The organism is Dyella sedimenti (genome assembly GCF_022760995.1).
In the GTDB taxonomy this organism is placed as follows: Bacteria; Pseudomonadota; Gammaproteobacteria; order Xanthomonadales; family Rhodanobacteraceae; genus Dyella; species Dyella sedimenti.
Genome location: NZ_JAKWJO010000001.1, coordinates 741217 through 766176, shown reverse-complemented (window position 1 = coordinate 766176; position 24960 = coordinate 741217). Strand labels below are relative to the sequence as shown.

Annotated in this window: 24 protein-coding genes; 16 read left to right on the top strand and 8 right to left on the bottom strand. The window is 69.3% G+C overall.

Annotated features, from left to right (window positions below; genetic code table 11):
* Window positions 1-58: 58 nt before the first annotated feature.
* The 9 genes from MJ605_RS03530 (at window position 59) to MJ605_RS03490 (ending at window position 8132) form a co-directional block, all read left to right on the top strand.
* Window positions 59-1327 (top strand): metal-dependent hydrolase family protein, encoded by a 1269-nt coding sequence (locus MJ605_RS03530; RefSeq protein ID WP_243040011.1) that lies wholly within the window; start codon window positions 59-61, stop codon window positions 1325-1327.
* Complete coding sequence (locus tag MJ605_RS03525) at window positions 1324-1809, top strand: GNAT family N-acetyltransferase (protein ID WP_243039608.1); 486 nt, start codon at window positions 1324-1326, stop codon at window positions 1807-1809. The genes MJ605_RS03530 and MJ605_RS03525 overlap by 4 nt, the downstream gene beginning before the upstream one ends.
* A gap of 8 nt (window positions 1810-1817) precedes the next feature.
* Window positions 1818-2414: a YdeI/OmpD-associated family protein gene (locus MJ605_RS03520; RefSeq protein ID WP_243039606.1), complete on the top strand. Its 597-nt coding sequence runs from the start codon at window positions 1818-1820 to the stop codon at window positions 2412-2414.
* Entirely contained in the window at window positions 2414-2881 is a 468-nt protein-coding gene (locus MJ605_RS03515; RefSeq protein WP_243039604.1) for a GNAT family N-acetyltransferase, read from the top strand. The genes MJ605_RS03520 and MJ605_RS03515 overlap by 1 nt, the downstream gene beginning before the upstream one ends.
* The gene (locus MJ605_RS03510) at window positions 2878-3453 is read left to right on the top strand and encodes a GNAT family N-acetyltransferase (RefSeq protein WP_243039602.1); all 576 of its coding nucleotides are present in this window, start codon (window positions 2878-2880) and stop codon (window positions 3451-3453) included. The genes MJ605_RS03515 and MJ605_RS03510 overlap by 4 nt, the downstream gene beginning before the upstream one ends.
* Before the next feature lie 173 nt (window positions 3454-3626).
* Window positions 3627-4388: an SDR family oxidoreductase gene (locus MJ605_RS03505; RefSeq protein WP_243039600.1), complete on the top strand. Its 762-nt coding sequence runs from the start codon at window positions 3627-3629 to the stop codon at window positions 4386-4388.
* Window positions 4389-4560: 172 nt separating this feature from the next.
* Entirely contained in the window at window positions 4561-5124 is a 564-nt protein-coding gene (gene efpL, locus MJ605_RS03500) for an elongation factor P-like protein EfpL (protein WP_243039598.1), read from the top strand.
* A 97-nt stretch (window positions 5125-5221) separates the two neighbouring features.
* Entirely contained in the window at window positions 5222-5968 is a 747-nt protein-coding gene (locus tag MJ605_RS03495) for an N-acetylmuramoyl-L-alanine amidase (RefSeq protein WP_243039596.1), read from the top strand.
* Window positions 5969-6047: 79 nt separating this feature from the next.
* Entirely contained in the window at window positions 6048-8132 is a 2085-nt protein-coding gene (locus MJ605_RS03490) for an FUSC family protein (RefSeq protein ID WP_243039594.1), read from the top strand.
* A gap of 575 nt (window positions 8133-8707) precedes the next feature.
* Here MJ605_RS03490 and MJ605_RS03485 read toward each other — a convergent pair.
* Entirely contained in the window at window positions 8708-9109 is a 402-nt protein-coding gene (locus tag MJ605_RS03485) for an NUDIX hydrolase (RefSeq protein WP_243039592.1), read from the bottom strand.
* Complete coding sequence (locus MJ605_RS03480; RefSeq protein WP_243039584.1) at window positions 9106-9594, bottom strand: NUDIX hydrolase; 489 nt, start codon at window positions 9592-9594, stop codon at window positions 9106-9108. The genes MJ605_RS03485 and MJ605_RS03480 overlap by 4 nt, the downstream gene beginning before the upstream one ends.
* 88 nt (window positions 9595-9682) lie before the next feature.
* On the opposite strand from MJ605_RS03480, the gene MJ605_RS03475 reads away from it, so the two are divergent.
* Complete coding sequence (locus tag MJ605_RS03475) at window positions 9683-10498, top strand: phosphodiester glycosidase family protein (RefSeq protein WP_243039582.1); 816 nt, start codon at window positions 9683-9685, stop codon at window positions 10496-10498.
* A gap of 63 nt (window positions 10499-10561) precedes the next feature.
* Complete coding sequence (locus tag MJ605_RS03470) at window positions 10562-12982, top strand: penicillin acylase family protein (protein ID WP_243039579.1); 2421 nt, start codon at window positions 10562-10564, stop codon at window positions 12980-12982.
* Between the two features lie 106 nt (window positions 12983-13088).
* Here MJ605_RS03470 and dapE read toward each other — a convergent pair whose 3' ends face one another.
* From dapE to map, 6 genes are all read right to left on the bottom strand, one after another.
* Window positions 13089-14225 (bottom strand): succinyl-diaminopimelate desuccinylase, encoded by a 1137-nt coding sequence (gene dapE / locus MJ605_RS03465; protein WP_243039576.1) that lies wholly within the window; start codon window positions 14223-14225, stop codon window positions 13089-13091.
* Window positions 14226-14304: 79 nt separating this feature from the next.
* Window positions 14305-15366 (bottom strand): VIT1/CCC1 transporter family protein, encoded by a 1062-nt coding sequence (locus MJ605_RS03460; protein ID WP_243039574.1) that lies wholly within the window; start codon window positions 15364-15366, stop codon window positions 14305-14307.
* 88 nt (window positions 15367-15454) lie between these two features.
* Entirely contained in the window at window positions 15455-15817 is a 363-nt protein-coding gene (locus tag MJ605_RS03455) for a Spx/MgsR family RNA polymerase-binding regulatory protein (protein WP_243039572.1), read from the bottom strand.
* A gap of 110 nt (window positions 15818-15927) precedes the next feature.
* On the bottom strand, window positions 15928-16755 hold the full coding sequence (gene dapD, locus MJ605_RS03450) for a 2,3,4,5-tetrahydropyridine-2,6-dicarboxylate N-succinyltransferase (protein WP_243039570.1): 828 nt from the start codon (window positions 16753-16755) through the stop codon (window positions 15928-15930).
* 121 nt (window positions 16756-16876) lie between these two features.
* On the bottom strand, window positions 16877-19525 hold the full coding sequence (gene glnD, locus MJ605_RS03445) for a [protein-PII] uridylyltransferase (RefSeq protein WP_243039566.1): 2649 nt from the start codon (window positions 19523-19525) through the stop codon (window positions 16877-16879).
* A 67-nt stretch (window positions 19526-19592) separates the two neighbouring features.
* Window positions 19593-20360, bottom strand: coding sequence for a type I methionyl aminopeptidase (map, locus tag MJ605_RS03440; protein ID WP_243039563.1), 768 nt, complete (start codon window positions 20358-20360; stop codon window positions 19593-19595).
* Between the two features lie 357 nt (window positions 20361-20717).
* On the opposite strand from map, the gene rpsB reads away from it, so the two are divergent.
* The 5 genes from rpsB to uppS all read left to right on the top strand — a co-directional run bounded on the left by rpsB (window position 20718) and on the right by uppS (window position 24948).
* Complete coding sequence (rpsB, locus tag MJ605_RS03435; RefSeq protein WP_243039562.1) at window positions 20718-21608, top strand: 30S ribosomal protein S2; 891 nt, start codon at window positions 20718-20720, stop codon at window positions 21606-21608.
* A gap of 58 nt (window positions 21609-21666) precedes the next feature.
* Complete coding sequence (gene tsf, locus MJ605_RS03430) at window positions 21667-22545, top strand: translation elongation factor Ts (RefSeq protein ID WP_243039560.1); 879 nt, start codon at window positions 21667-21669, stop codon at window positions 22543-22545.
* A gap of 232 nt (window positions 22546-22777) precedes the next feature.
* Window positions 22778-23500 (top strand): UMP kinase, encoded by a 723-nt coding sequence (gene pyrH / locus MJ605_RS03425; RefSeq protein WP_243039558.1) that lies wholly within the window; start codon window positions 22778-22780, stop codon window positions 23498-23500.
* A 125-nt stretch (window positions 23501-23625) separates the two neighbouring features.
* Window positions 23626-24183: a ribosome recycling factor gene (frr, locus tag MJ605_RS03420; protein WP_243039556.1), complete on the top strand. Its 558-nt coding sequence runs from the start codon at window positions 23626-23628 to the stop codon at window positions 24181-24183.
* A 24-nt stretch (window positions 24184-24207) separates the two neighbouring features.
* Window positions 24208-24948 (top strand): polyprenyl diphosphate synthase, encoded by a 741-nt coding sequence (gene uppS / locus MJ605_RS03415; RefSeq protein ID WP_243039554.1) that lies wholly within the window; start codon window positions 24208-24210, stop codon window positions 24946-24948.
* Window positions 24949-24960: the final 12 nt, after the last annotated feature.

Sequence of the window (24960 nt, the reverse complement as noted above, 5' to 3'; positions counted from 1 at the left end):
GCGGGAGCGGTCGATGCGGTGGAATCGGTGGACACGGGGATGGGGTGCGTTGGCGGCCATGCTGATGGCCGGCACGGCATCGGCGGCGGCCCCCCAAGGCGACACCCTGCTGGTGCCCGCGCGGGTATGGACGGCCGAAGGTGATGCCGCGCACGGCGGCTGGGCCGTATTGGTGCATGACGGCGCGATCGCGGCGGTAGGGCCTGAATCGGGTATCCAGGCACCCGCCGGCACCCGGCGCATCGCCCTGCCCGGCACCACGCTGACGCCCGGCCTGGTCGACCTGCATTCGCACCTGTTCCTGCATCCGTACAACGAGACGCTATGGAACGACCAGGTGCTGAAGGAAGCGCAGGACTACCGCACGCTGGAGGCCGCCGCGCATGCGCGCGCCACCCTGCTGGCCGGCTTCACCACGCTGCGCGACCTGGGCACGGAAGGCGCGGGCTTCGCCGACGTCTCGGTCAAGCGCGCCATCGACGAGGGCATGATCCCGGGGCCGCGCCTGTTCGTGGCCACCCGCGCCATCGTCGCCACCGCCAGCTACGGTCCCGGCCCGCGCGGCTTCCGCCCCGACATGGAACTGCCGGGCGGCGCGCAGGAAGTGAGCGGCACGGCCGCGGCGATGGCCGCCGTGCGCGAGCAGGCCGCGCGCGGCGCCGACTGGATCAAGATCTATGGCGACTACCGCGTGGGGCCCGATGGCGCCACCGCGCCTACCTTCACGCCGGAGGAGTTGAAGGCGCTGGTGGATACCGCGCACCAGCTCGGCCGCCCCGTCGCCGTGCACGCCGCCAGCGAGGCCGGCGTGCGCATGGCGGTGGAAGCGGGCGTGGACAGCGTCGAACACGGCTATGGCACCAGCGAGGCCACCTTCCGGCTGATCAAGCAGCGCGGCGTGGCCTACGAGCCCACGCTCACCGCGGTGGAGGCCACCGCGGAGTATTTCGAGCACTACGTGCCCGGCCAGGGCGAGCCGACCGCGCGCATGAAGGAAGCCGAGCGCGCCTTCCGCACCGCCTTGAAACTGGGCGTCACCATCGGCAACGGCAGCGACGTGGGCGTGTTCGCCCATGGCGAGAACTGGCGCGAGCCGGCCAACATGGTGCGCGACGGCATGACGCCGTTGCAGGCGCTGCATGCCGCCACCGACGTGGCCGCGCGCATCCTGCGCCAGCAGGAGCGCTTCGGCCGCATCGCGCCGGGCCTGCGCGCCGACCTCGCCGCGTTCGAGGGCGATCCCAGTGCCCATATCGACGATCTGCAGCACGCCGTGTTCGTGATGAAGGACGGCGTCGTCTACCGCACACCGCAAGCCATGCCATGACCGACTACCGCATCCGCCCGATCGAGCCACGCGACAACGCCGCCATAGCCCGCGTCATCCGCGCCGTCATGCCGGAATTCGGCGCCGACGGCCCTGGCTTCGCCATCCACGATGCCGAGGTGGACGCCATGTACGAGGCCTACGCGCGGCCGCGCAGCGCGTATTTCGTGGTGGAACGCGACGGCGCGGTGCTCGGCGGCGCCGGCATCGCCCCGCTGGAGGGGGGCGAGCCCGACGTGTGCGAGCTGCGCAAGATGTATTTCCTGCCGCCGGCGCGCGGCATCGGCGCCGGCGGCGCCATGATGCAGCGCTGCCTGGAAGCGGCCCGCGCCCACGGCTTCCGCCGCTGCTACCTGGAAACGCTCACTGGCATGGACGGGGCGCAGGCGCTGTACCGCCGGCATGGCTTCGCCCCGCTGTGCGCGCCGATGGGCGGCACCGGCCACTTCAGTTGCGACCAGTTCTATCTCCGCGAGCTGTAGAGGTGTCCATGGCCAGCCACGATCCGCGCGTCGATGCCTACGTCGCCCAGGCGGCGCCGTTCGCCCGGCCCATCCTCGGCCACCTGCGCGAGGTGGTGCATGCCACCTGCCCCGAGGTGGAAGAGGGCCTGAAATGGGGCAAGCCGTTCTTCAGCTACAAGGGTTCGCCGATGTGCCTGATGGCGGCCTTCAAGCAGCATTGCTCGTTCGGCTTCTGGCTGCACCAGGAGGTGATGGGCACCACGGCCGGGGAAGGCATGGGCCAGTTCGGCAAGCTCGCCACGCTGAAGGACCTGCCCTCCCGGCGGGAACTGGCCGGGCATATCCGCAAGGCCATGGCGCTCAACGAGGCGGGACAGAAGGTGCAGCGTCCCAGGCGGCCGGCCACCGACGTGCCCGTGCTGCCCGACGACCTTGCCGCCCTGCTCGCGCAGAAGAAGCATGCCGCCGCGCGCCGGCACTACGAGGGCTTTCCACCCGGCGCGCAACGTGAATACATCGCGTGGATCAACGAGGCCAAGACCGAGGCCACGCGGCAGAACCGCATCGCCACCGCGCTGGCGTGGCTGGCCGAAGGCAAGCGAAGAAACTGGAAATACGAGTGATGATGAAGATTCCCGCGCTACGCTTCGGCATGGACGATCCCACCTCGCCCGACGTCGCGCCACTGCTCGAACAGCTCGATGGCCACCTGGCGCAACCCCATGCCACCGGCCCTAACCCGCCGATGGCGGTGGATGAGCTCCGGCAACCCCATGCCACCTTCCTCACCGCGCGGGTGGACGGCACGCCGGTGGCCTGCGGCGCCTGCCTGTGGCACGAGGACTACGTGGAGGTGAAACGCATGTACGTGCTGCCCGCCTGCCGCGGCCTGGGGCTGGGCAAGCAACTGCTGGAAGCGCTGGAGGCCAAGGTCAGGGAGCGCGGCGGCCGGCTGGTGAGGCTGGAAACCGGCACCGCCCAGGCCGAGGCGCTGGAGCTGTACGAGCGCGCCGGCTATCGCCGCTGCCCGCCGTTCGGCGGTCACCGCGCCAGCGCCCGCAGCATCTGCATGGAAAAGGTCCTCGCATGATCCGCATCGCCCACGGCGACGATGCCGGCGCCTTCCACGACATCTACACGCCCTCGGTGCTGCACGGCGTGGAGACCTTCGAGACCGAGCTGCCCGGCGTAGCTGCCATGCGCGAACGCGTCGAGACACGCCTTCGCCACTATCCCTGGCTGGCCTGGGAACAGGATGGCCGCGTGCTGGCCTATGCCTACGCCAGCCGTTTCCGCGAGCGCGCCGCCTACGACTGGGTCGCCGAGACCTCCATCTACGTGCACGCCGACGCGCGCCGGCGCGGCATCGCCCGGCGGCTGTACGGCGCGCTGCTCGATGCGATGCGCCTGCAGGGCATCAACCAGGCGATGGGCGTGATCACCCTGCCCGGCGCGAGCAGCGTGGCCATGCACGAATCCATGGGATTCTCGCCGGCGGGCGTATGGCGCAGCGCCGGCTACAAGCTCGACGCCTGGTGGGACGTCGGCGTCTGGCAGATCGAGCTGCAGCCGCCGCAGAACCCGCCACGCCCCGTCACGCCGTTCGCCGAGTTGCGGGGAACCCCGGCATGGGCCGAGCTGCTGCGCCACGCCAACGCCTGACCCCGATTCCCCCTGCCCTTGTGGGAGCGCACCCTGTGTGCGACGGCCTGGCGCTGAAGGGGCAAGAGACGAATCCCACGTAGCCGTCGCGCACAGGGTGCGCTCCCACAAGGGCAGGGCGACGCGGCCCGACCTCGGCTACCATTCCGCTTTTGGCATCCCGAGGACTTCCCATGCAGCTCTCCCAGGTCAAGGCGATCATCACCGGCGGCGCCTCCGGTCTCGGCCATGCGGTGGCCCAGTACCTGGTGGCCCAGGGCGGCCAGGTCGCGCTGTTCGACGTCAACGAGGCCAAGGGCCAGGAGGCGGCCGGGGCGCTGGGCGGGCATTTCTACCGCACCGACGTCACCTCCGAGGAAGGCGTGGCCGCCAACGTCGCCGCCGCGCGCGAGGCGCTGGGCGGGCTGAACGTGGTGGTGAACTGCGCCGGCATCCTGGGCGCGGGCCGCATGCTCGGCAAGGAAGGCCCGATGCCGCTCGGCACCTTCGCCACCACCGTGATGGTGAACCTGGTGGGCAGCTTCAACGTGGCCAAGGCCGGCGCCGCCCTGATGCAGCACAACGACGCGGGCGAGGACGGCGAGCGTGGCGTGATCGTCAACACCGCCTCGGTGGCCGCCTATGAGGGCCAGATCGGCCAGGCCGCGTATTCGGCCTCCAAGGGCGGCGTGGTCGGCATGACGCTGCCGATGGCGCGCGAGCTGTCGCGCTTCGGCATCCGCGTGGCCACCATCGCCCCGGGCATCTTCTGGACGCCGATGGTCGACGGCATGCCGCCGCAGGTGCAGGAATCGCTGTCGGCCTCCATCCCCTTCCCCTCGCGCCTGGGCAAGCCGGAGGAATTCGCCAATACGGTGGGTTTCATCCTCGGCAACCGCTACATCAACGGCGAGACCATCCGCCTGGACGGCGCGGTTCGCTTGCAGCCGAAATGAAAGCGGTGAATGGTAAATAGTCCATGGTGAATGGAGAGAGCAAGAGCCCGCGCTTTCGCTCCACTCCGCCCAACTATTTATCCTGGCGCCGTCTGCAACATGGCCAGACGCTGGCACCACCTCGGTCCGCTCTATCCATTCACCATTTACCACTCACCATTTACCCAAAATCATGAAAGCTTCCGACGTCAAGAAAGGCAACGTGGTCGAACACGAAGGCACCGTCTACCAGGTGCGCGACATCGAGCGCAGCGCGCCCACCGCGCGCGGCGGTAACGTCACCTTCCGCTTCACCATGTATTCGATCCCCGGCGGCCGCAAGTTCGACCTGAGCCTGCGCGCCGACGACGACCTGAAGGAAATGGACCTAGTGCGCCGCGCGGCGAACTTCTCGTACATGGACGGCGAGGCCTACGTGTTCATGGACAACGAGGACTACACCCAGTACACGCTGCCGCCCGAGCTGGTGGGCGACAACGCCGGCTACATCGTGGAAGGCCTGGAGGGCTACTACGTGCAGCTGATCGACGATGCGCCGGTCGGCCTGCAGGTGCCGACCAGCGTGGCGCTGACCGTGGTGGACACCGCGCCGGAACTGAAGGGCGCCAGCGCCACCAAGCGCACCAAGCCGGCCAAGCTCAACACCGGCATCGAGGTCCAGGTGCCCGAGTACATCACCAACGACGAGAAAGTGTGGGTGAACACGCTGACCGGCGAGTTCGCCGGCCGGGCCTGATCCCGGCCCGCCCATGCGTTGCCGCGGCGCCCGGGACATCGGGCGCCATCGCGCTTCCGGCTTGACCGCGATGCGCCGCTGGGGCAGCTTCGCCGCCATGCCTTCCCTTCCCCCGCGGCGTGCGCTGCTGTCCTGCCTGTTGCTGGCCCTGCTGGGCGCCTGCGCGCCCGCGCCGGTGCGCAACCCGATCGCCCAATGGGTGCCCTCGCCCAACCATGACGCGCGCCGCCCGGTGCTGATCGTGCTGCACTACACCGACGAGCACTCGGCGGCGCAGGCCCTGCATACCCTGCGCACCGCCAACAGCGGCGGGCCGGTGAGCGCGCACTACCTGGTTGGCGACGACGGCCGCATCTACCAGCTGGTGGCCGACAGCGAGCGCGCGTGGCATGCCGGCGCCGGGCGCTGGGGCACCATCACCGACGTCAATGCGGCCTCCATCGGCATCGAGCTGGACAACGACGGCGACTCGTCCTTCACCCAGGTGCAGATCGACAGCCTGCTGCGGCTGCTGGCCGACCTCACCGACCGGCTGCGCATCCCGCGTACGCAGGTCATCGGCCACGAGGACCTCGCGCCGGCCCGCAAGGACGATCCGGGCCCCCGCTTTCCCTGGCGGCAACTGGCCCAGGCCGGCTTCGGGCTGTGGCCGCAAGGGCCGCTGGTCGATCCGCCCGAGGGCTTCGACCCATGGATGGCGCTGGGCTTGGTCGGTTACCCGCTGGACGACCGCGCCGCCACGGTGCGTGCGTTCCACCACCATTTCCGCGGCATGGACGGCGATACGCTGGATGACCAGGACCGGCGCATCCTCTATGCGCTGTCGCGGCAGCTGGGCGGCTGAGCGACATCGCCGCCCGTCGCGCGCGCTTCAGGCGCGTTGAGGCAAAATCGCCGCGTCGTTTAGGAGCGAACGAAGCGTCATGCCATCGAGCGGTTATTCGCTGCGCGCCACCGTCGTCGACAGCCTGCTGACGGCCAAGCGGCCGGACGTGCCGCCGCGCGTGGTGATCCGCAACACCGCCGCGGTGGTGCTGCCGCTGGCCATCGGCATCGCCAGCGGCCATCCCGGCATCGGACTGGGCATTGGCGCCGGCGCGCTGGACACCATGTTCTCCGACCAGCCAGGTCCCTACCGCCAGCGCATGGCGCGCCTGTTGCTGGCCTCGCTGGCGGCCGGGCTCGCCTCGCTGATCGGGTTCGTGATCGGCGACCAGCTGGTGCCGATGCTGGTCGCCACGGCGGTGTTCGGCTTCTGCGGCGGCCTGCTGGTAGTGTTCGGCACCGACATGACGCGCGTGGGCATGACCAGCATGATCCTGCTGGTGGTCACCGCGGCGACGCCGCGCCCGCTGCATGAGGCGATCGGCGCGGCCAGCCTGATCTTCGCGGGCGGCCTGCTGCTCACCCTGTTCTCCGTCGCGGCCTGGCCGCTGCAGCGCTATCGGCCCGAGCGCCATGCACTGGCCGCCGTGTATCGCGGCCTGTCCACGCTGGCCAGCCAACAGGCGCATGACGATGCCGACGTGCCCGCGCTCACCGACGCCATGACCACCCTCCAGCACACCCTGCTCGGCCGCCACCATGCGCGCGGCCGCGCGATGGAGGCGTTCGGCGTGCTGCTGGAACTGGCCGAGCGCATCCGCCTGGAACTCACCGCGATGGCGGAACTGCGCGCCAACGCCACCATCCACGCCATGTTCCGCGGCGATGCCTCGCGCGTGCTGGCCGCCATCGCCGACGCGCTGGAGGCGGGCGACCCGCCCCGCCAGGCCGAGCATGCCCTGCAGACCCTGCAGGCCAGCGAGAATGCCCTGCTCGGCAACGGCGGCAACGCGGACGGCTTGGCCACGCATATCCATGCCCTGTCCGGCCAGTTGGCCGCCGCCGTGCGCAACGCCAACTGGGCCGGCAGCCGCGGCGAACTGCGCGCGGCCGCCGCCGAGACGCCGCTGCCCGCCGCGCTGCGCAGCGGCTCGGCGCGCGCCACGCTGCGCGCCAACCTGACGCCGCATTCGGTGGCGTTCCGCCATGCCGTGCGCAGCGCGGTATGCCTCACCGCCACGCTGTTCGTGGCGCGCGAGCTGGCGCTGCCGCACGGCTACTGGCTGCCGATGACGGCGGCCATCGTATTGCGGCCCGATTTCGCCGCCACCTTCAACTTCGGCCTGCTGCGCGTGGTCGGCACCGTGCTGGGCCTGGTGCTCACCACCGCGCTGCTGCACGTCACGCCGCACGAGGTATGGGCGCACCTGGCGCTGATGGCGGTGCTGTGCATGGCCTTCCGCTACCTCGCCACCGCGCACTACGGCGTGGCCGTGGCGGCGCTGACCGGCACGGTGGTGATCCTGCTCTCCTTCGAGGGCGTCAATTCCAGCGACGCGGTGATGGACCGCGTGATCAACACCGCGCTGGGCAGCGGCATGGCACTGGTCGCCTACGTGCTATGGCCCACCTGGGAGCGCGGGCGGGCTCGCACGGCCCTGTCGGACATGCTCGACGCCTATGCCGACTACCTGCACGCGCTCGCCCGGCCCGAGCGGCACGACGGCCGCCGCGAGGCGCGCACCGCCGCGCGCACCGCGCGCAGCAACGCGCAGGCCTCGCTGGATCGCATGCGCGCCGAGCCCGCCACGCCGGCGATGCTGCTGGAACTGGCCAACGCGCTGTTCGCCAACGGCAACCGCCTCGCCCGCACCGCGATGACGCTGGAAGCGCTGATCGACGACCACGCCAGCCTGCCCGAGGCAGCGGAACTGTGCGCCTTCATCGACCATGGCGCCAACGCGCTGCACGAGATCGCCGCCGCGCTGCGCGCGCAACGCCCGCCGGAACAGCTGCCCGACCTGCGCGGCCTGCAACGCACCTATGCGGCGCTGCTGGGCATGGCGGAGGATCGGCAGGTGGCCGAACTGCTCACGCGCATCAGCGACCGGCTGGTGGACAATATCAACACCCTGGCCCATATCACCGGACGCAGCCGCAACAAGTCGGCGGCGACGGTGTAAACCGATTCCGATCGAATATTGAAAAGGCTTTAAGTCCTCAGTCCCTCGCCGCCCCGCGGTGTAGCCGCGGTGTGTAGCGGAAGGGGAAACTGATTCGGCTCGCCAGGGCCTGCAAGGCTCGTATCTATCGAAGTGCTGCGCTCCCTCTCCGCCACGGCGCGTTGCGGCGTAGCGGCGCCGTCCGAGGTAGCACGTCACTGATCGGACTGGCCTCGGTCCACCGGGCTTGTATTCACCACAGTGCTGCGAGCCTTTAAGGCCATTCTCTTTGGGTTACTTTTCTCTTGGGCCAGCAAGAGAAAAGTGACTCGGCGGCCGGCAGGGCGTCGAAACGCCCGCCGCGTAGGCGGCAACCTGGCGGTAGCGCGACAACCGAAGACCGACACACCTGGATCCCGGCCTGCGCCGGGATGACGAGCAAGGGCGGTCGCGCACAGGGTGCGCTCCTACAGGAGAGAGGGACGATTAGCGTCGGGTCTCAGCCGAGACCCATAAGGTGCCTGGCGGCCCAGTGTCCATCCATGGCGACATGGAGATGCCCAGCCGGGACTTCGCGCCCACCGGGCTGACGGACGTCAGGACAGCAGGGGCATGATCTGCTCGCGGCTCAGTCTCGCGATGGGCACATCGCAAGGCGCCGCCGGATCGATCCAGCACAGCGCCTCGATCTCCGCCTGCGCTACGAACGGGCCATCCGCGCGGACTTCGTAGACTTCCGCCTCCACCACATATCCCGGCTCGTTCGCCGCCGGCGCGCTGAAGCATCCCAGCCAGCGCGCGCCCTCGCGATGCATCGTGCAGCCCAGTTCCTCATGCAGTTCGCGCGCCAACGTATGCAGGTCGTCGCGGTCGCCCGCATCGCGCTTGCCGCCCGGCTGCTGCAACACCTCGGTGCCGCGCTTGCGCACCATCAGCACCCGTCCCCGCTCGTCGCGGATCACCGCGGCGACGATGCGGATCAGCCTCGCGCCGCTCACAGCCGCGAGTACGTCCAGGACTGCATGCGCCCGTCCTTGTACGGCATCACGCCGTGGAACGGGCGCGGGTCGTCGTCGAATACCAGCGGCAGGAAATGGCGGTCGCCCTCCCACATCGGCAGGTCCATCAGCCGGTCCAGCGCCACCCACTCCAGCGTGCCCTCGTGGTTGCCCGCGTGCGGCGTGCCGCTGTAGCGGTCGATGACGAAGATGAAGCCCAGCCAGTCCTCGCCCTGCTTGCCGAAGCCGGGCCAGTTGAGCGTGCCGCGCAGCGACATGGATTCGCAGACGATGCCCGCCTCCTCCCCGATCTCGCGGCGCATGCAGGCGGCGATGTCCTCGCCCGGCTCCATCTTGCCGCCCAGGCCGTTGTACTTGCCCAGGTGCAGGTCGTCCGGGCGCGCGTTGCGGTGGATCATCAGGACTTGCCGGCGATCGGGCGACAGCACGTAACCGAGGGTGGCGACGATGGGCGTATAGGGCATGGGACTGCGACACCGGGGAAAGACTCAAGTCTAAGCCATGCGGTCCCGGGCTTGCGCCGATCGCACCGGCCCGGCGACCATCTGGGGCATGCACGCGTCACCTTCCCGACGTTCGCCGCTTCGCCGCCTGCCCTGGCACCTGCTGGCGCCGCTGCTGCTGTGCGTCCTGAGCGGCTGCGAGCCACAGGCACGCGCCGTGGACAGCGGCGAGCGCGTGTTCGAGGGACAGAACTTCCGCGTGGTCGGCATCGACCTCAGGCGCGAGACGCTCAGCCTGCACTGGAAGGACCCCGAGAACGGCGAACCCTACGGCACCATCAATGCGCTGCGCCAGTGGGGCATGTCGCACGGCCGGCGCCTGCTGTTCGCCACTAACGCGGGCATCTACGACCGCCAGTACGCCCCGCTCGGTCTGTACGTGGAAGATGGCAAGACCGTGGTGCCGCTCAACCTGGCCCACGGCAACCCGGCCTCGGGCAATTTCTCGCTGCTGCCCAACGGCGTGTTCGCCGTCTATCCCGACGGCCACGCCGCCGTGCTGACCAGCGCCGCCTTCAAGGCCGAGGGCAAGCCGGTGCAGTGGGCCAGCCAGTCCGGTCCCATGCTGGTGATCGGCGGCAAGCTCAACGACCAGTTCATCGACGACTCCAACAGCCTGAAGTGGCGCAGCGGCGTGTGCGCGAAGACACCGCACCAGGTGGTGTTCGCGGTGAGCGAGGCGCCAGTGAACTTCCACACCTTCGCGCGCCTGTTCAAGGACGAGCTGGGCTGCCGCGACGCGCTGTACCTGGATGGCACCATCTCGCAGTTCTACGTGGACGGCGAAGGCTATGCCGGCGCGCCCACCTTCATGGTGAAACCCTACGCCGGCATCTTTGCGGTGTTCGCCCAACCCACGCCCTGACCGGCGCCCGCATGCGGCCGGTTTCGTCTTTCCACTTTTCCAACGGACCGAGCCCTACGCGCCATGACCCCATCCCGACGCTTCCGCTGGCCCCGCTACCTCCTCGGCACCTTGCTCATCCTCATCGTCGGCGCCTTCGCCGCCGGCTGGTACCTGCTCGCCGGCAGTCTCGCCCGGCTGGACGGCGAGGTCCACCTCGCCGGCCCCAGCGACGCCGTGGCGATCAACCGCGACGCCCTGGGCATCGCCACGCTGCAAGGCAAGAGCCGTGACGACGTCAGCTACGCCCTCGGCTACGTGCACGCCCAGGAGCGCTTCTTCGCGATGGACCTGATGCGCCGCCTGCCCGCCGGCGAGCTGTCCGAGCTGGTGGGCGCCAAGGCGCTGGACACCGACATCAACCATCGCCGCCACCGCCTGCGCAGCGTGGCCCAGGCCGCCTATGCGGCGCTGCCGCCGGAACAGAAGCGCACGCTCGTCCGGTACACGGCGGGCGTCAACGCCGGCCTGGCCGGCCTGCGCGTCAGGCCCTGGGAATATCTGCTGCTCGACGCCAGGCCACAGCCCTGGAAGCCGGAGGACTGCTTCCTGGTGATCGCCTCGATGTACCTGGACCTCAACGGCGACGGCAGCAACCAGCGCGAGCTGCATATCGCGGAGCTGCGCTCGGCGCTGCCCGCCGCCGTGGCCGATTTCCTGCTCTCGCCCGATCCGGACTGGGAGGCACCACTGCAGGGCGATCTGTCGCGCCCGCCGGTGATTCCGGGCCCCGAGGTACTCGACCTGCGCAAGGCCGCCCCTGCGACCCGCGCCGACAACAGCGCGTTCACCGCGGCCCTGCTGCCGGCGCTCGACCAGCCGCGCCCCGGCAGCAACAATTTCGCCGTGGCCGGCAGCCTGACCGAGGAAGGCGCGGCCATCCTCGCCAACGACATGCACCTGGGCCTGCGCGTGCCCAACATCTGGTTCCGCGCGCGGCTGCGCTATCCCGACCCCACCGCGCCCAACGGCCAGCGCGACGCCAACGGCGTCAGCCTGCCCGGCACGCCGGCCCTGGTGGTGGGCTCCAACGGCCAGGTCGCCTGGGGCTTCACCAACAGCTACGGCGACTGGATGGACTGGGTACGCGTGATACGCGATCCGAACGATCCCTCGCGCTACAAGGTGCCCGAAGGCTGGGCGCGCATCGAGACGCACGACGAGGTCATCCGCATCAAGGATGCGCCCAGCCACACACTGGTCGTGGAAGACACCCGCTGGGGGCCAGTCATGGGCAAGGACGTGGACGGCACGCCGCTGGCGCTGGCTTGGATCGGCGACTACCCGCGCGGCTACAACCTGGGCGTGATGCAACTGGAGCACGCCGCCAGCGCGCACGCCGCGCTGGACCTGGCGCCGACCATGGGCATGCCGCCGCAGAACCTGCTGGCCGCCGACAGCGCCGGCCATATCGGCTGGACCGTCACCGGCAACTGCATTCCGCTGCGCAGCGGCTTCGATCCGCAACGGCCGGCGGACTGGTCGACGCAGGACGCCGGCTGGCAGGGCTGCGCCGATGCCTCGCGCTATCCGCGCATCGAGGACCCCGCCGACGGCCGCCTGTGGACGGCGAACAACCGTACCGTCGACGGCGCGGCGCTCGACCTGCTGGGCAACAGCGGCTACGACCTGGGCGCCCGCGCGCAGCAGATCCGCGACGACCTGCGCGCGCGCAGCAGCTTCACACCGGGCAACCTGCTCGACGTGCAGCTGGATAACCGCGCGGTGCTGCTCACCCGCTGGCAACGCCTGTTGCAGGACACGCTGGCCAGCACGGCCGATCCCGCGCTGGAGCAGCTGCGCCAGCTCACCGCCACCTGGAGCGGCCACGCCGCGCCGGAGAGCGTGGACTACCGGCTGGTGCGGCTGTTCCGCGACAAGGTGAAGGCGGCCGTGCTCGAACCCTTCGTGGCCCAGGTGAAGTCTCGCCACGACGATTTCAGCTGGCCCGGCATGATCGACGCCGAGGCCGCGGTGTGGACCCTGCTGCGCGACCGCCCGCCCCACCTGCTCGATCCGAAGTACGACAGCTGGAACGCCCTGCTCACCGCCGCCGCGCACGCGGTGGTGGACGAACTCGGCAACCAGCCCGGCGGCCTCGCCGCGCGCAACTGGGGCGAGGTCAACCGCACCGGCATCCGCCATCCCCTGTCGCGCGCGCTGCCCAGCGTCATCGGCCGCTGGCTCGACATGCCCGACGAGCCGGTGGCGGGCGACCACAACATGCCGCGCGTCGTCTCGCCCGGCTTCGGCGCCTCCGAACGGCTGGACGTGATGCCCGGCCACGAGGCGCAGAGTATCCTGCACATGCCCGGCGGCCAGAGCGACCATCCGCTCTCGCCCTACCACGGCGCTGGCGAGGCCGACTGGGTCAACGGCCGCCCCACCCCGCTGCTGCCGGGGCCGACGCAGCATACGCTGACGCTGTTGCCGGCGGCGCCCTGAAAGACTCAATACCCTCTGTAGGAGCGCACCCAGTGCGCGACCTGGCTTGACGTAGCCTTGATCGCGCACTGGGTGCGCTCCTACAGGGAAAGGCAAGCGGAGGTCGTCAGGAAAGCAGCATCCGCTCGCAGATCGCCCGGTAGAGCGCCGGCAGGCGCTCCAGGTCGGCCACGGCCACGCATTCGTCGACCTTGTGGATGGTGGCGTTGACCGGGCCCAGTTCGACCACGTCCGCGCCCAGCGGCGCGATGAAGCGGCCGTCGGAAGTGCCGCCACCGGTGCTTTCCTCCGGCGCGATGCCGCACAGCTCGCGGCAGACGGCCACGACGGCGTCGCGCAGCGCGCCGCCGGGAGGCGTAAGGAAGGGCTCGCCCGACAGCGACCAGTCGATCCGCCAGTCCAGCCCGTGCTTGTCGAGGATGGCCTCGGTGCGCGCGCGCAGGTCCTCGGCGCGGCTGGCCGTGCTGTAGCGGAAGTTGACCAGGGCAGTCAGCGTGCCGGGAATCACGTTGTTGGCGCCGGTGCCCGCATTGAGGTTGGAGACCTGGAACGAGGTGGGCGGAAAGTCCGCATTGCCTTCGTCCCAGCGTTCTGCCGCCAGTTCGGCCAGCGCGGGCGCGAAGGCATGGATGGGGTTCTTCGCCTTTTCCGGATACGCCACATGGCCCTGCACGCCGCGCACGACGAGCTTGCCCGAGAGCGAGCCGCGCCGTCCCACCCGAATCAGGTCGCCCAGGCGTTCCTTCGAGGACGGCTCGCCCACCACGCACCAGTCGATGCGCTCGCCGGTGGCGCGGAAATGCTCGGCCACGCGGCGCACGCCGTTGAGGTTGTCCGGGCCTTCCTCGTCGCTGGTCAGCAGCAGGCCCACGCGCCCCCGGTGATGCGGATGCGCCGCGACGAAATCCTCCAGCGCCACCGCCATCGCCGCCACCGAACCCTTCATGTCCGCGGCGCCACGGCCGTATAGATGGCCATCGCGCGCCACCGGATCGAACGGATCGCTTTGCCAACTTTCCACCGGCCCCGGCGGCACCACGTCGGTATGGCCCAGGAACACCAGCAGCGGACCGCCGCTGCCGTGCGTGGCCCACAGGTTGTCCACCTCGCCGAAGCGCAGGTTCGCCACCTCGAATCCCGCCTGCGCCAGCCGTTCGCCGATCAGGGCCTGGCAGCCGGCGTCCTCGGGCGTGACGGAGCGGCGGCGGATCAATTCGCGAGTCAGGGCAAGTACGTCGGACATGGATTCCTGCGGGCTGGCGGGTTTGGCGAGTGAGCATAGCAAGGCCCCTGCCCCGGCGCGGGCCGCATCCGCCGCGGCCTTATCCGGCCAGGGCGGTACCCAGCACGTGCCCCACGGCATAGGTGATGCCCGCTGCCGCCGCCGTAATGCCCAACTGGCGTGCGATCGAGAACGCCATGCTGCGCCCGGTGAACAGGGCGGTGCCCATGCCGATCAGCACCAGCCCCGCCACGGTGGAGGCGATGCTGCCCATGAAGGCGGCATGCGCCTTGAGGAACAGGTAGGGCGCCACCGGGAACAGCGCGCCGAGGGCGAACAGGCAGAACGAGGAAATCGCCGCGTCATAGGCGGAACCGCCCAGTTCGTCCGGGTCGATGCCCAGGTCCTCGCGCACCAGGGTATCGAGCACGGTGCGCGGCCGCTCGGCGATCTGGTCGGCCAGCGCCCTGGCGGTGTCCTGCTCCATGCCCTTTTCGCGATAGATATGGGCGAGGCTGCGCGCCCCGTCCTCCGGCGCCACCGCCAGGCGTTCGGCGCGCGCGGCGATCTGTGCCTGGTAGAACTCGCGCGAGCTGTTGACCGACAACCACTCGCCCAGCGCCATCGAGCAGGCGCCCGCCACCAGGCCGGCGAAACCGGCGAGCAGGATGGCGTGGTCGCCCGTGGTGGCGCCGGCCATGCCCATCACCAGGCTGCCGTTGGAGACCAGACCGTCGTTGGCGCCCAGCACCGCGGCGCGCAGCGTGTTGCCGCTGCGCGTGCGATGGCGGCCGCGCGTGTCCGGCGCAGGCGATTCGACGAAGTGGTCGCGATGCCTCTCGCGATCCACCGGCGTCGGCAGGTGGTCGGCGTGTTCCAGCCGCGCCACCGTGGGTATCACGAACTCGGTGCCGAAACGTCGGGCGAACCAGGTGAGCACCTTCACGCGCACGCCGATGCGCGGCGGCGGCACCGCCACGCCCATGCGTTCGAGCTGCCCTTCCCAGAACGCCGCGTTGGCACGCTCGCCATCCGCGATACGGCGGTAGGCCAGGCCAAGCCGATGATCGGATGCGAGACCGGCAAGGCTGTCGTAGAGCGCGGCGTTGTCGCGCTCGATGCGCAGGTTGTTGCGGTAGTGCCGCTGCCGGTGGTTCTTCATGGCGTCTCCAGGTGGCTCACCCGTCCAGTTCGTCCTCGCGCTGGCCCAGGTAAAGCAGCGCGGCCGGCAACACCAGCACGGATGCGCTTCAACGACCGAACAGCTTCTTGAAGCCGTTGTCGCTGAAGCCCACGCTGACCGAGCCATCCGCCTGCTGCACCACCGGGCGGCGCACCAGCGCGGGATATTCCTTGAGCAGCAGGGTCCACTCCGGGTCGCTGCCCGGGTTCTTGCGCTGCGGCAGCAGGTTGCGCCAGGTGGTGGACGCCTTGTTGACCAGCTTCTCCCAACCGCCCAGTTGCTGCGCCCACGCCTTGAGCGTCGCCGCCGGCACCGGGTTGGCGCGGTAGTCCACGAAGGTATACGGCACCTCGAAGCGGTCCAGCCAGTTGCGCGCCTTGCGGCAGGTATCGCAGGTGGTGAGGCCGTAGAGGGTGAGGCTTTGAGTCATGGGCGAGGCCTTTATGGAAAAGCGGTAGTGGGAGATGGGTCGTGGGGGCGCGAAAACCGCAGGCTTGCGTTGGGGCGAAACCTTGCGCCCCCGCTACCCGCCCCCCACCATCATTCCGCGCTGCGCAGCAGCTCGTTGATGCCGGTCTTGCTGCGCGTCTTCTCGTCCACCTGCTTGACGATGATGGCCGCGTAGAGGCTGTGCGTGCCGTCCTTGGAGGGCAGGCTGCCGGCCACCACCACGCTGCCCGCTGGCACGCGGCCGTAGCTGACCTCGCCGGTGGCGCGGTTGTAGATGCGGGTGGACTGGCCCAGGAACACGCCCATGCCGATCACGCTGCCCTTCTCCACGATCACGCCCTCGACCACTTCCGAGCGTGCGCCGATGAAGCAGTGGTCCTCGATGATGGTCGGGTTGGCCTGCAGCGGCTCCAGTACGCCGCCGATGCCCACGCCGCCGGAGAGATGCACGCCCGCGCCGATCTGCGCGCACGACCCCACCGTGGCCCAGGTATCGATCATGCTGCCCGCGCCCACGTGGGCGCCGATGTTGACGTAGCTGGGCATCAGCACCGCGTCCTTGGCGATGTGCGCGCCACGGCGCACCAGCGCGCCCGGCACCACGCGCGCGCCCAGTTCCCGCAGCTCGGCATCGTTGCCGTGGGCGAAGCGCAGCGGCACCTTGTCGAAGGCCAGCGCGGAACCGCCGTCCACCACGCGGTTGCCGCTGATGCGGAAATACAGCAGCACCGCCTTCTTGATCCACTGGTTCACCGTCCAGCCGCCCTTGCCGTCGGGCTCGGCCACGCGGCGCTCGCCGGACTCCAGCAGGCCGAGGACCGTTTCCACGGCGGGACGCAGGTGCGTCTCGATCTCGGCCTGGGTCAGTTCGTTGCGACGCTCGAAGGCGTCGTCGATGAGGGTTTCGAGGGTTTGCATGCGAGCGGTGAAGTCCTTGGGTCCAGGCCTTCGCATGCTAACCCAGCCCCGCATCGCGGAGAACCGCCCGGCGCGGCGTTTCCGCACCATCGGCGGCAATGGCCGTCCAAATGCCGGCCCGCTAGGCCGCCTTGGTCGATCCCAGCCGTCCCAGCAAGGCGTGCAGCAGGCGGTCCTGCAGCTCGATGCCCAGCGGCGCGTCGTGGCGGTCGGTGATGAGGAAGAAGTCCTCCACGCGCTCGCCGAAGGTGGCGATGCGCGCGTCGTGCACGCGCACGCCCGCTTCCAGCATCGCCTGCGCCACCGCGGCCAGCAGGCCAGGGCGGTCGCTGCACACCAGGGCCAGTCGCGTGCGCCCGTTCACCGTGCCGAAGGCGATCTTGGGCGCCGCCTGGAAGTGCTTCAAATGGCGCGACATGCTGCGCCGCGACGGCTGGTGCGCGTGGCCGGGCTGCGACAGCGCACGATGCAGGCGCTGCTTCAGCTCCTCCGCGCGCTCGGGCGAGGCAGGCTGCTGGGTGTCCGACTCCAGCAGCAGGAAGGTATCCAGCGCCATGCCGTTGGAGGAACTCAGGATGCGCGCCTCCATCACCGAGAAGTGCAGGCGGTCGAGCATGACCGCCACCGCCGCGAACAGGCCGTCGCGGTCCGGCGTATAGACGAACAGCTCGGTGGTGCCGCGCACGGACTGCGGATGCACTGCCACCAGCGGCGTGCTGCCATGCGCCTCCAGGATGGCGACGGTCTGCCAGGCGATCTGCTCGGGGCGATGGCGCAGGAAGCTCTGCTCGGGGAAATTGCGCCACACATAAGTGCACGCGTCGCGGCCGACACCCTCCGCGCGCAGCAGCGCCAGCGCCTGCGCGCGGCAGTTGGCGACGCGCGCGGCGGCGTCGGGCGGCAGTTCCTCATCGCTGCGCAAGGCATAGCGGGTGGCCGCATAGAGGTCCGCCAGTAGGCGGTCCTTCCAGCCGTTCCACAGCTTTGGGCTGGTGCCGATGATGTCGGCGATGGTCAACAGGTACAGGTAGTCCAGGCGCTCCACGTTGCCCACCGCCTCGGCGAAGCGCTGCACCACCTCGGGATCGGTGATGTCCTGGCGCTGGGCGGTGGTGCTCATCAGCAGGTGCCAGCGCACCAGCCAGGCCACCAGCGAGGTGTCCTCCTCCGGCAGGCCGAGGCGATGGCCGAACGCCCGAGCTTCCTCCTCGCCCAGCACCGAGTGGTCGCCGCCACGCCCCTTGGCGATGTCGTGGAACAACGCAGCCAGCAGCAACAGCTCTGGCCTGGGCAGCGTGGGCCAGACCTCGCAGGCGATGGGAAACTCGGCAGCCGCCGCCGGATCGGCGAAGCGGGCCACGTTGCGCAGCACCCGCAGCGTATGCTCGTCCACCGTGTAGACGTGGAACAGGTCGTACTGCATGCGCCCGAACACCTTGCCGAAGGCCGGCAGGATGGCGGCGAGCAGGCCATGGCGATTCATCCGCCACAGCGCCTCCACCGCTGGCGCGCCCAGTCGCAGCAGGCGCAGGAAGGCCGCCAGCACCTCGGCATCGTCGGCCAGCGTGGGGCCCAGCGCGGCGGTGGCCTGGTGAATGCGCCGCATGGTGTCGGCGGTGAAGCCGGTGATGCCCGGCGCGCCCAGGCGCACGATGAAGGCCTCCACCAGCGCCGCGGGCCGGCGCATGAACAAGCCGGGATCGCGGACGGCGAGACGCTTGCCGTAGCGGACGAAATCCTCGCCCACCGGCTGCGCCGCCGCCGGCGGTTCCAGCATTTCCTCGAAGCGCTCGACGATCTGCACGCCCAGCCGCTCCACCTGGCTGGCCGCGCGGTAGTAGCCCTGCATGAACTGCTCGACGCCGAGGTTCTTCTCGTGCTCGTCCTGGAAGCCCAGCCGCGACGCCAGCGCGCGCTGGTAGTCGAACAGCAACCGCTCCTCGGCGCGCCCCGCTTCCAGGTGCAGCGCGTAGCGGTAGCGGCGCAGCGTGGCCTCGGCCTGCTCGAGCGTGTCCTTCTCGGCCGGATCGAGCAGCCCTTCGGCCACCATGTCCTCGAAGTCGTCCGCATGGGCCAGCCGGCGGCCGAGCCAGCGCAGCGAATCGAGCGTGCGCAGGCCGCCCGGGCCATCTTTGAGGTTGGGCTCCAGGTTGTAGGCGGTGTCGTTGAAGCGTGCGTGCCGCGCGTCGCGCTCGGCCAGGCGCACCGCCAGGTAGGCGGCGGGCGGCCATAGCGCCTGATCCTCGACGATGGCGCGCAGGCCCTCCTCCATCGCCGGGTCGCCGGCCAGCCGCCGCGCGTCCAGCAGGCTGGTGAACACGCTGGCGTCCTGCGCGGCCAGGGCGCGGCACTGGGCCAGGTCGCGTACCGCATGGCCGACCTTCAGGCCGATGTCCCACAGCGTGGCGAAGCATTGTTCGAGCGCGCGCAGGCGCGCCGGCCCGGACGGGCCGACCAGCGCCAGCAGATCGACATCCGAATGGGGAAACAGCAGGCCGCGGCCGAAGCCGCCCACGGCGAACAGGGCCGCGTCGCTCACCTCGCCCAGGCAGGCGGTCCACACGTGCGCCACGATGCGCTGCACCGACTCGCTGCGCCGGTGCGCCAGCGCGGTGGCGTCAGCGCCATCGCGGAAGGCGGTGGCCAGCGCGCGATCCACGTCGCCCAGCAATTGCCGCAGCGCGCGTCGCGCGTCGCTGGACACGCCCGAGCGCGGCACCGCCGTGGGCAGGCGCGGCAAGGGAGGCAGCACGATCGGGGCAACGGACATGGGGACGCAGGCGTGTAGGCGATACGGCAAGTCTGCCACGCCCGCGCTCCCACAGGAGGCGAGAACGTCAGGCGGCGTCCGGCCAGGGCGTGAGGATCTCGAAGCCGTCGTCGGTCACGGCCACCGTGTGCTCCCACTGCGCCGACAGCGAATGGTCCTTGGTGACCACCGTCCAGCCATCCGGCAACTGCTTGGTCTGCGGCTTGCCGGCGTTGATCATCGGCTCGACCGTGAAGGTCATGCCCTTCTTCAGCTCCAGGCCGGTGCCGGGACGGCCGTAGTGCAGCACCTGCGGCTCGTCGTGGTAGACCTTGCCGATGCCGTGGCCGCAGTACTCGCGCACCACCGAGAAGCCGGCGGCCTCCGCGTGCTTCTGGATCGCCGCGCCGATGTCGCCCAGGGTGGCGCCGGGCCGCACCGCCTGGATGCCGCGCATCATCGCCTCGTAGGTGGTGTCCACCAGACGCCTGGCCAGCACTGTCGGGGTGCCGACGAAGTACATGCGGCTGGTGTCGCCATGCCAGCCGTCCTTGATGACGGTGACGTCGAGGTTGATGATGTCGCCGTCCTTGAGCACCTTGCCGGGGCTCGGGATGCCGTGGCAGATCACATGGTTGACCGAGGTGCACAGGGTCTTGGGAAAGCCGTTGTAGCCCACGTTGGCCGGAATGGCCTTCTGCACCTGGGTGATGTGCTCGTAGGCGAGCCGGTCCAGGTCCTCGGTGGTGACGCCGGGCTTGACGTGCTCCTTGAGCATGGCCAGCACCTCGGCGGCCAGCTTGCCGGCCTCGCGCATGGCCTGGATGTCTTGGGGGGTTTTGAGGGTGACTGCCATAGCTGTACTCATATGGCGGCAATCGCCCGGGACTCAATTCCTTGAATCCACAGCAACTTGCCGCGCTGCCGGCGCACCGGCTACAATTTCCAAGTTTTGCTGGCCGGCGTGTCGGATTCCATCGACGCCGCCGGTCGTCGCAAAGCGGGGAAGATTGTAACCGCGTTGCGGTACAACCCCTACAAGTCCTTGATTGGACTACTTAAACGCCACACACGCATCGGCACCGCCTTCGGGGTGCCCCGCCCAGCCCATCACCAACCAAGGGCCGGCGGGGTCGAAGCCGGGGATGCGTGGAGGTCCCAACCCCCGGGCCACTCCCCGCAAAGGGCGGCCCAACAACTCGGAGTTTTACCCATGGCCCAAGTCACCATGCGCCAGATGCTCGAAGCTGGCGTGCATTTCGGTCACCAGACCCGCTACTGGAACCCGAAGATGGCCCCGTACATCTTCGGCGCGCGCGGCAAGATCCACATCATCAACCTGGAAAAGACCCTGCCGCTGTTCACCGACGCGATGAACTTCCTGTCGGCGATCGCGCAGAAGCGCGGCACCGTGCTGTTCGTCGGCACCAAGCGCTCCGCCCGCGAGCCGCTGGCCGAGGAAGCCGCCCGCGCCGGCATGCCGTTCGTCACCGCCCGCTGGCTCGGCGGCATGCTGACCAACTTCCGCACCGTCAAGCAGTCCGTGGCCCGCCTGAAGGAGCTGGAAGCGGCCGAGACCGACGGCAGCTTCGACAAGCTGGTCAAGCACGAAGTGCTGGCCCGCCGCCGCGAGCGCGAGAAGCTGGAGAACTCGCTGGGCGGCATCAAGGACATGAACCGCCTGCCGGACGCCCTCTTCATCATCGACATCGGCCATGAAGACATCGCCGTGCAGGAAGCCAAGAAGCTCGGCATCCCGGTCATCGCCGTAGTCGACACCAACTACAACCCGGAACTGGTCGACTACGCCATCCCGGGCAACGACGACGCCATCCGCGCCATCCAGCTGTACGCCCGCGCCGCCGCCGACGCCATCCTGGAAGGCAAGGCCGCCGCGCCGGCCGCCGCCCAGGGCGACGCCAACGAATTCGTCGAGCTCGACGAAGAAGGCAACCCGGTCGCCAAGGAAGAGCGCAAGGCCGCGCCGCGCCGTGACGACCGCAACAACCGCGGCCCGGCCCGGAAGGGTGCCGGCGCGCCGCGTCGCGATGGCGGCCGTGGTGGCCGCGGCGGCCGCAGCGACGAGTCGTCGGACGGCGAGTAAGCCCTCCCTGCCCCGGCCCGCGAGGACCGGGGCGCATCAAAGCTTTTGAGGAACCCAGATGACCGCCATTACCGCAAAACTGGTTAGCGAACTGCGCGAGCGCTCCGGCGCCGGCATGATGGATTGCAAGAAGGCGCTGGTCGAGAACAACGGCGATATCGACGCCGCCATCGAGTACCTGCGCAAGACCGGCTTGGCCAAGGCCGACAAGAAGGCCGACCGCGTGGCCGCCGAAGGTCGCATCGCCACCGCCCAGGCCAACGGCAAGGCCGTGCTAGTCGAAGTGAACAGCGAGACCGACTTCGTCGCCAAGGCGCCGAACTTCATCCAGTTCACCAACGACGTCGCCGAGGCCGTGCTGGCTTCCGGCGCCGCCGACATCGACGCCGCCAAGGCCGCCGCCTTCCCGGGCGCCGACAACGTCGAGTCCGCCGCCAAGGCCCAGACCGCCACCATCGGCGAGAAGATCGAAGTGCGCCGCGTGGCCCGCATCGAGAACGATGGCCCACTGGCCACCTACTCGCACGGCGGCAAGATCGGCGTGATCGTGGCGCTCAAGGGCGGCTCGGAAGAGCTGGCCAAGGGCATCGCCATGCACGTGGCGGCCATGAACCCGCCGCACATCAAGCCGGAACACGTCCCGGCCGAGTTCATCGCGAAGGAAAAGGACATCGCGCTGAGCCAGATGACCGAGAAGGACAAGGCCAAGCCGGCCGAGATCCTCGAGAAGATCATCTCCGGCAAGATCAACAAGATCGTCTCGGAAGTGACCCTGGTCGGCCAGCCGTACGTGATCGACACCAACGTCACCGTGGGCGAAGTCCTGAAGAAGGAAGGCGCCGACGTCGTGGCCGTGGTCCGCCTGGCCGTGGGCGAAGGCATCGAGAAGGTGCAGGAAGACTACCTGGCCGAAGTCGCCAAGGCGATGCAGGGCTAAGGCTTCCCGCTTCATGTGATACCCAGGAAAAGCCGCGGGAAACCGCGGCTTTTTTTGTTGCCTCGTGGAAACTGGGGATGGGGGATAAGGGATGGGTAGCGGCAAGCATTGTTCGCCGCTTCTTGTCGGTGCGCACCGGCATTACGACGGGCAACGCTTTTCGCGCCCCCATCCCACCACTCCAACCATCCGCTACAATGCGGCGGTTTGCACCACACAATCCGGAGACCCCATGAGCGCACCGCTTACCTACCGCCGCATCCTGCTCAAACTCTCCGGTGAAGCCCTGATGGGCGAGGCCGACTACGGCATCGACCCGAAGGTGATCGGCCGCCTGGCCGACGAGATCATCGAGGTACAGAAGGCCGGCGTACAGATCGGCGTCGTCATCGGCGGCGGCAACATCTTCCGCGGCGCCGGCCTCGCCGCCGCCGGCATGGACCGCGTCACCGGCGACCACATGGGCATGCTGGCCACGGTGATGAACGCGCTGGCCATGCAGGACGCCATCGAGCGCCGCGGCGGCTACGCCCGCGTGATGAGCGCGATCCAGATCCACGACGTGGCCGAGGACTTCATCCGCCGCCGCGCGATCCGCCATATCGAGAAGGGCCGCATCGTGCTGTTCGCCGCCGGCACCGGCAACCCGTTCTTCACCACCGACTCGGCCGCCGCGCTGCGTGCGGTGGAAGTGGGCGCCGACCTGCTGCTGAAGGCCACCAAGGTGGATGGCGTCTACACCGCCGACCCGGCCCGCCATGCCGATGCCACCCGCTACGACACGCTCACCTACGACGAGGTGATCGAGCGCAAGCTGGCCGTGATGGACACCGCCGCCATCGCCCTGTGCCGCGACCACGGCATGCCGCTGCGCATCTACGACATGACGGTGCCCGGCAACCTGATGCGCATCATGCGCGGCGAGGCGGTGGGGACGATCGTGTCGGGCGACTGAAAGCGAGCCGGTGGCTCGTGGCTGGAGCTTAGGGGTTAGAGGTGAGTAGCCCCTCAGCCCTCCCCAATGTTCCCCCAACCCCCTGCTATACTTGCCGGCTTGCACGGCTCTAAGGGGTGTTTCCCATGCTTAACGACATCAAGAACGATGCCCAGACCCGCATGGGCAAGAGCATCGACTCGCTCAAGCACAGCCTGACGCGCCTGCGCACCGGCCGCGCCAGCACCGCCCTGGTCGATGGCATCAAGGTGCCCTACTACGGCTCGGACATGCCGCTGAACCAGGTGGCCACGGTCGCGCTGGGCGATTCGCGCTCGATCATCATCACCCCGTTCGAGAAGACCCTGGTCGGCCCGATCGAGAAGGCCATCATGGCCTCCGATGTCGGCATCACCCCGAACACCGCCGGCACCACCATCCGCCTCAACATGCCGCCGCTCACCGAGGAGCGCCGCCGCGAACTGGCCAAGCACGTGGCGCACGAAGGCGAGGAAGCCAAGATCGCCATCCGCAACGTGCGCCGCGACGCCATGCAGCAGGTCAAGGACCTGCTCAAGGAAAAGCTGATCACCGAGGATGACGAGCGCCGCGCCGAGGACGAGATCCAGAAGCTGACCGACCGCTTCGTCAAGGACGTCGACGCCGTGGTCAAGCACAAGGAAGAGGAGCTGATGGCGCTCTAAGGCGCCGTCGCTGAGCTTCCGCCCATGACCGGCGCCGATACCGCGCGGATTCCGCGCCACATCGCCATCGTGATGGATGGCAACGGCCGCTGGGCAAAGCTGCGCCACCGGCCGCGCAGCTTCGGCCACAACGCCGGCCGCAAGGCCGTGCGCAACGTGGTGGAGGGCTGCCTGCGCGAAGGCGTGAAGGTGCTCACCCTGTTCGCGTTCTCCAGCGAGAACTGGCAGCGCCCGCAGGACGAGGTGGGCGCGCTGATGGAGCTATTCGTCCGTGCACTCGACAAGGAAGTGGACGAGCTGCATGCCAATGGCGTGCGCATCCGCTTCGTGGGCGACCTGGCCAGTTTCGAATCCAGCCTGCGCCAGCGCATGAACGGCGCCATGGCGCGCACCTCCGGCAACGATGCGCTGCACCTGAACATCGCGGTGAGCTACGGTGGCCGCTGGGACATCGTGCAGGCCGCCCGCAAGGCGGCCGAGGCGGTGGCCCGCGGCGAGATCCGCTCCGACGAGATCGACGAGGCGCTGCTGGGCCACTGGATGTGCCTGTCGGACCTGCCCCCGCTGGACCTGTTCATCCGCACCGGCGGCGAATGCCGGGTCAGCAACTTCCTGTTGTGGCAACTGGCCTACGCGGAGCTGCATTTTACCGATACCCTGTGGCCCGACTTCGACCAGGCCTGCCTCAAGGGCGCCATCGAGGATTACGCACGCCGCGAACGCCGCTTCGGCAAGACCGGCGAACAGGTCGCCCAGAAGGCGTAACTCAAGGATCCG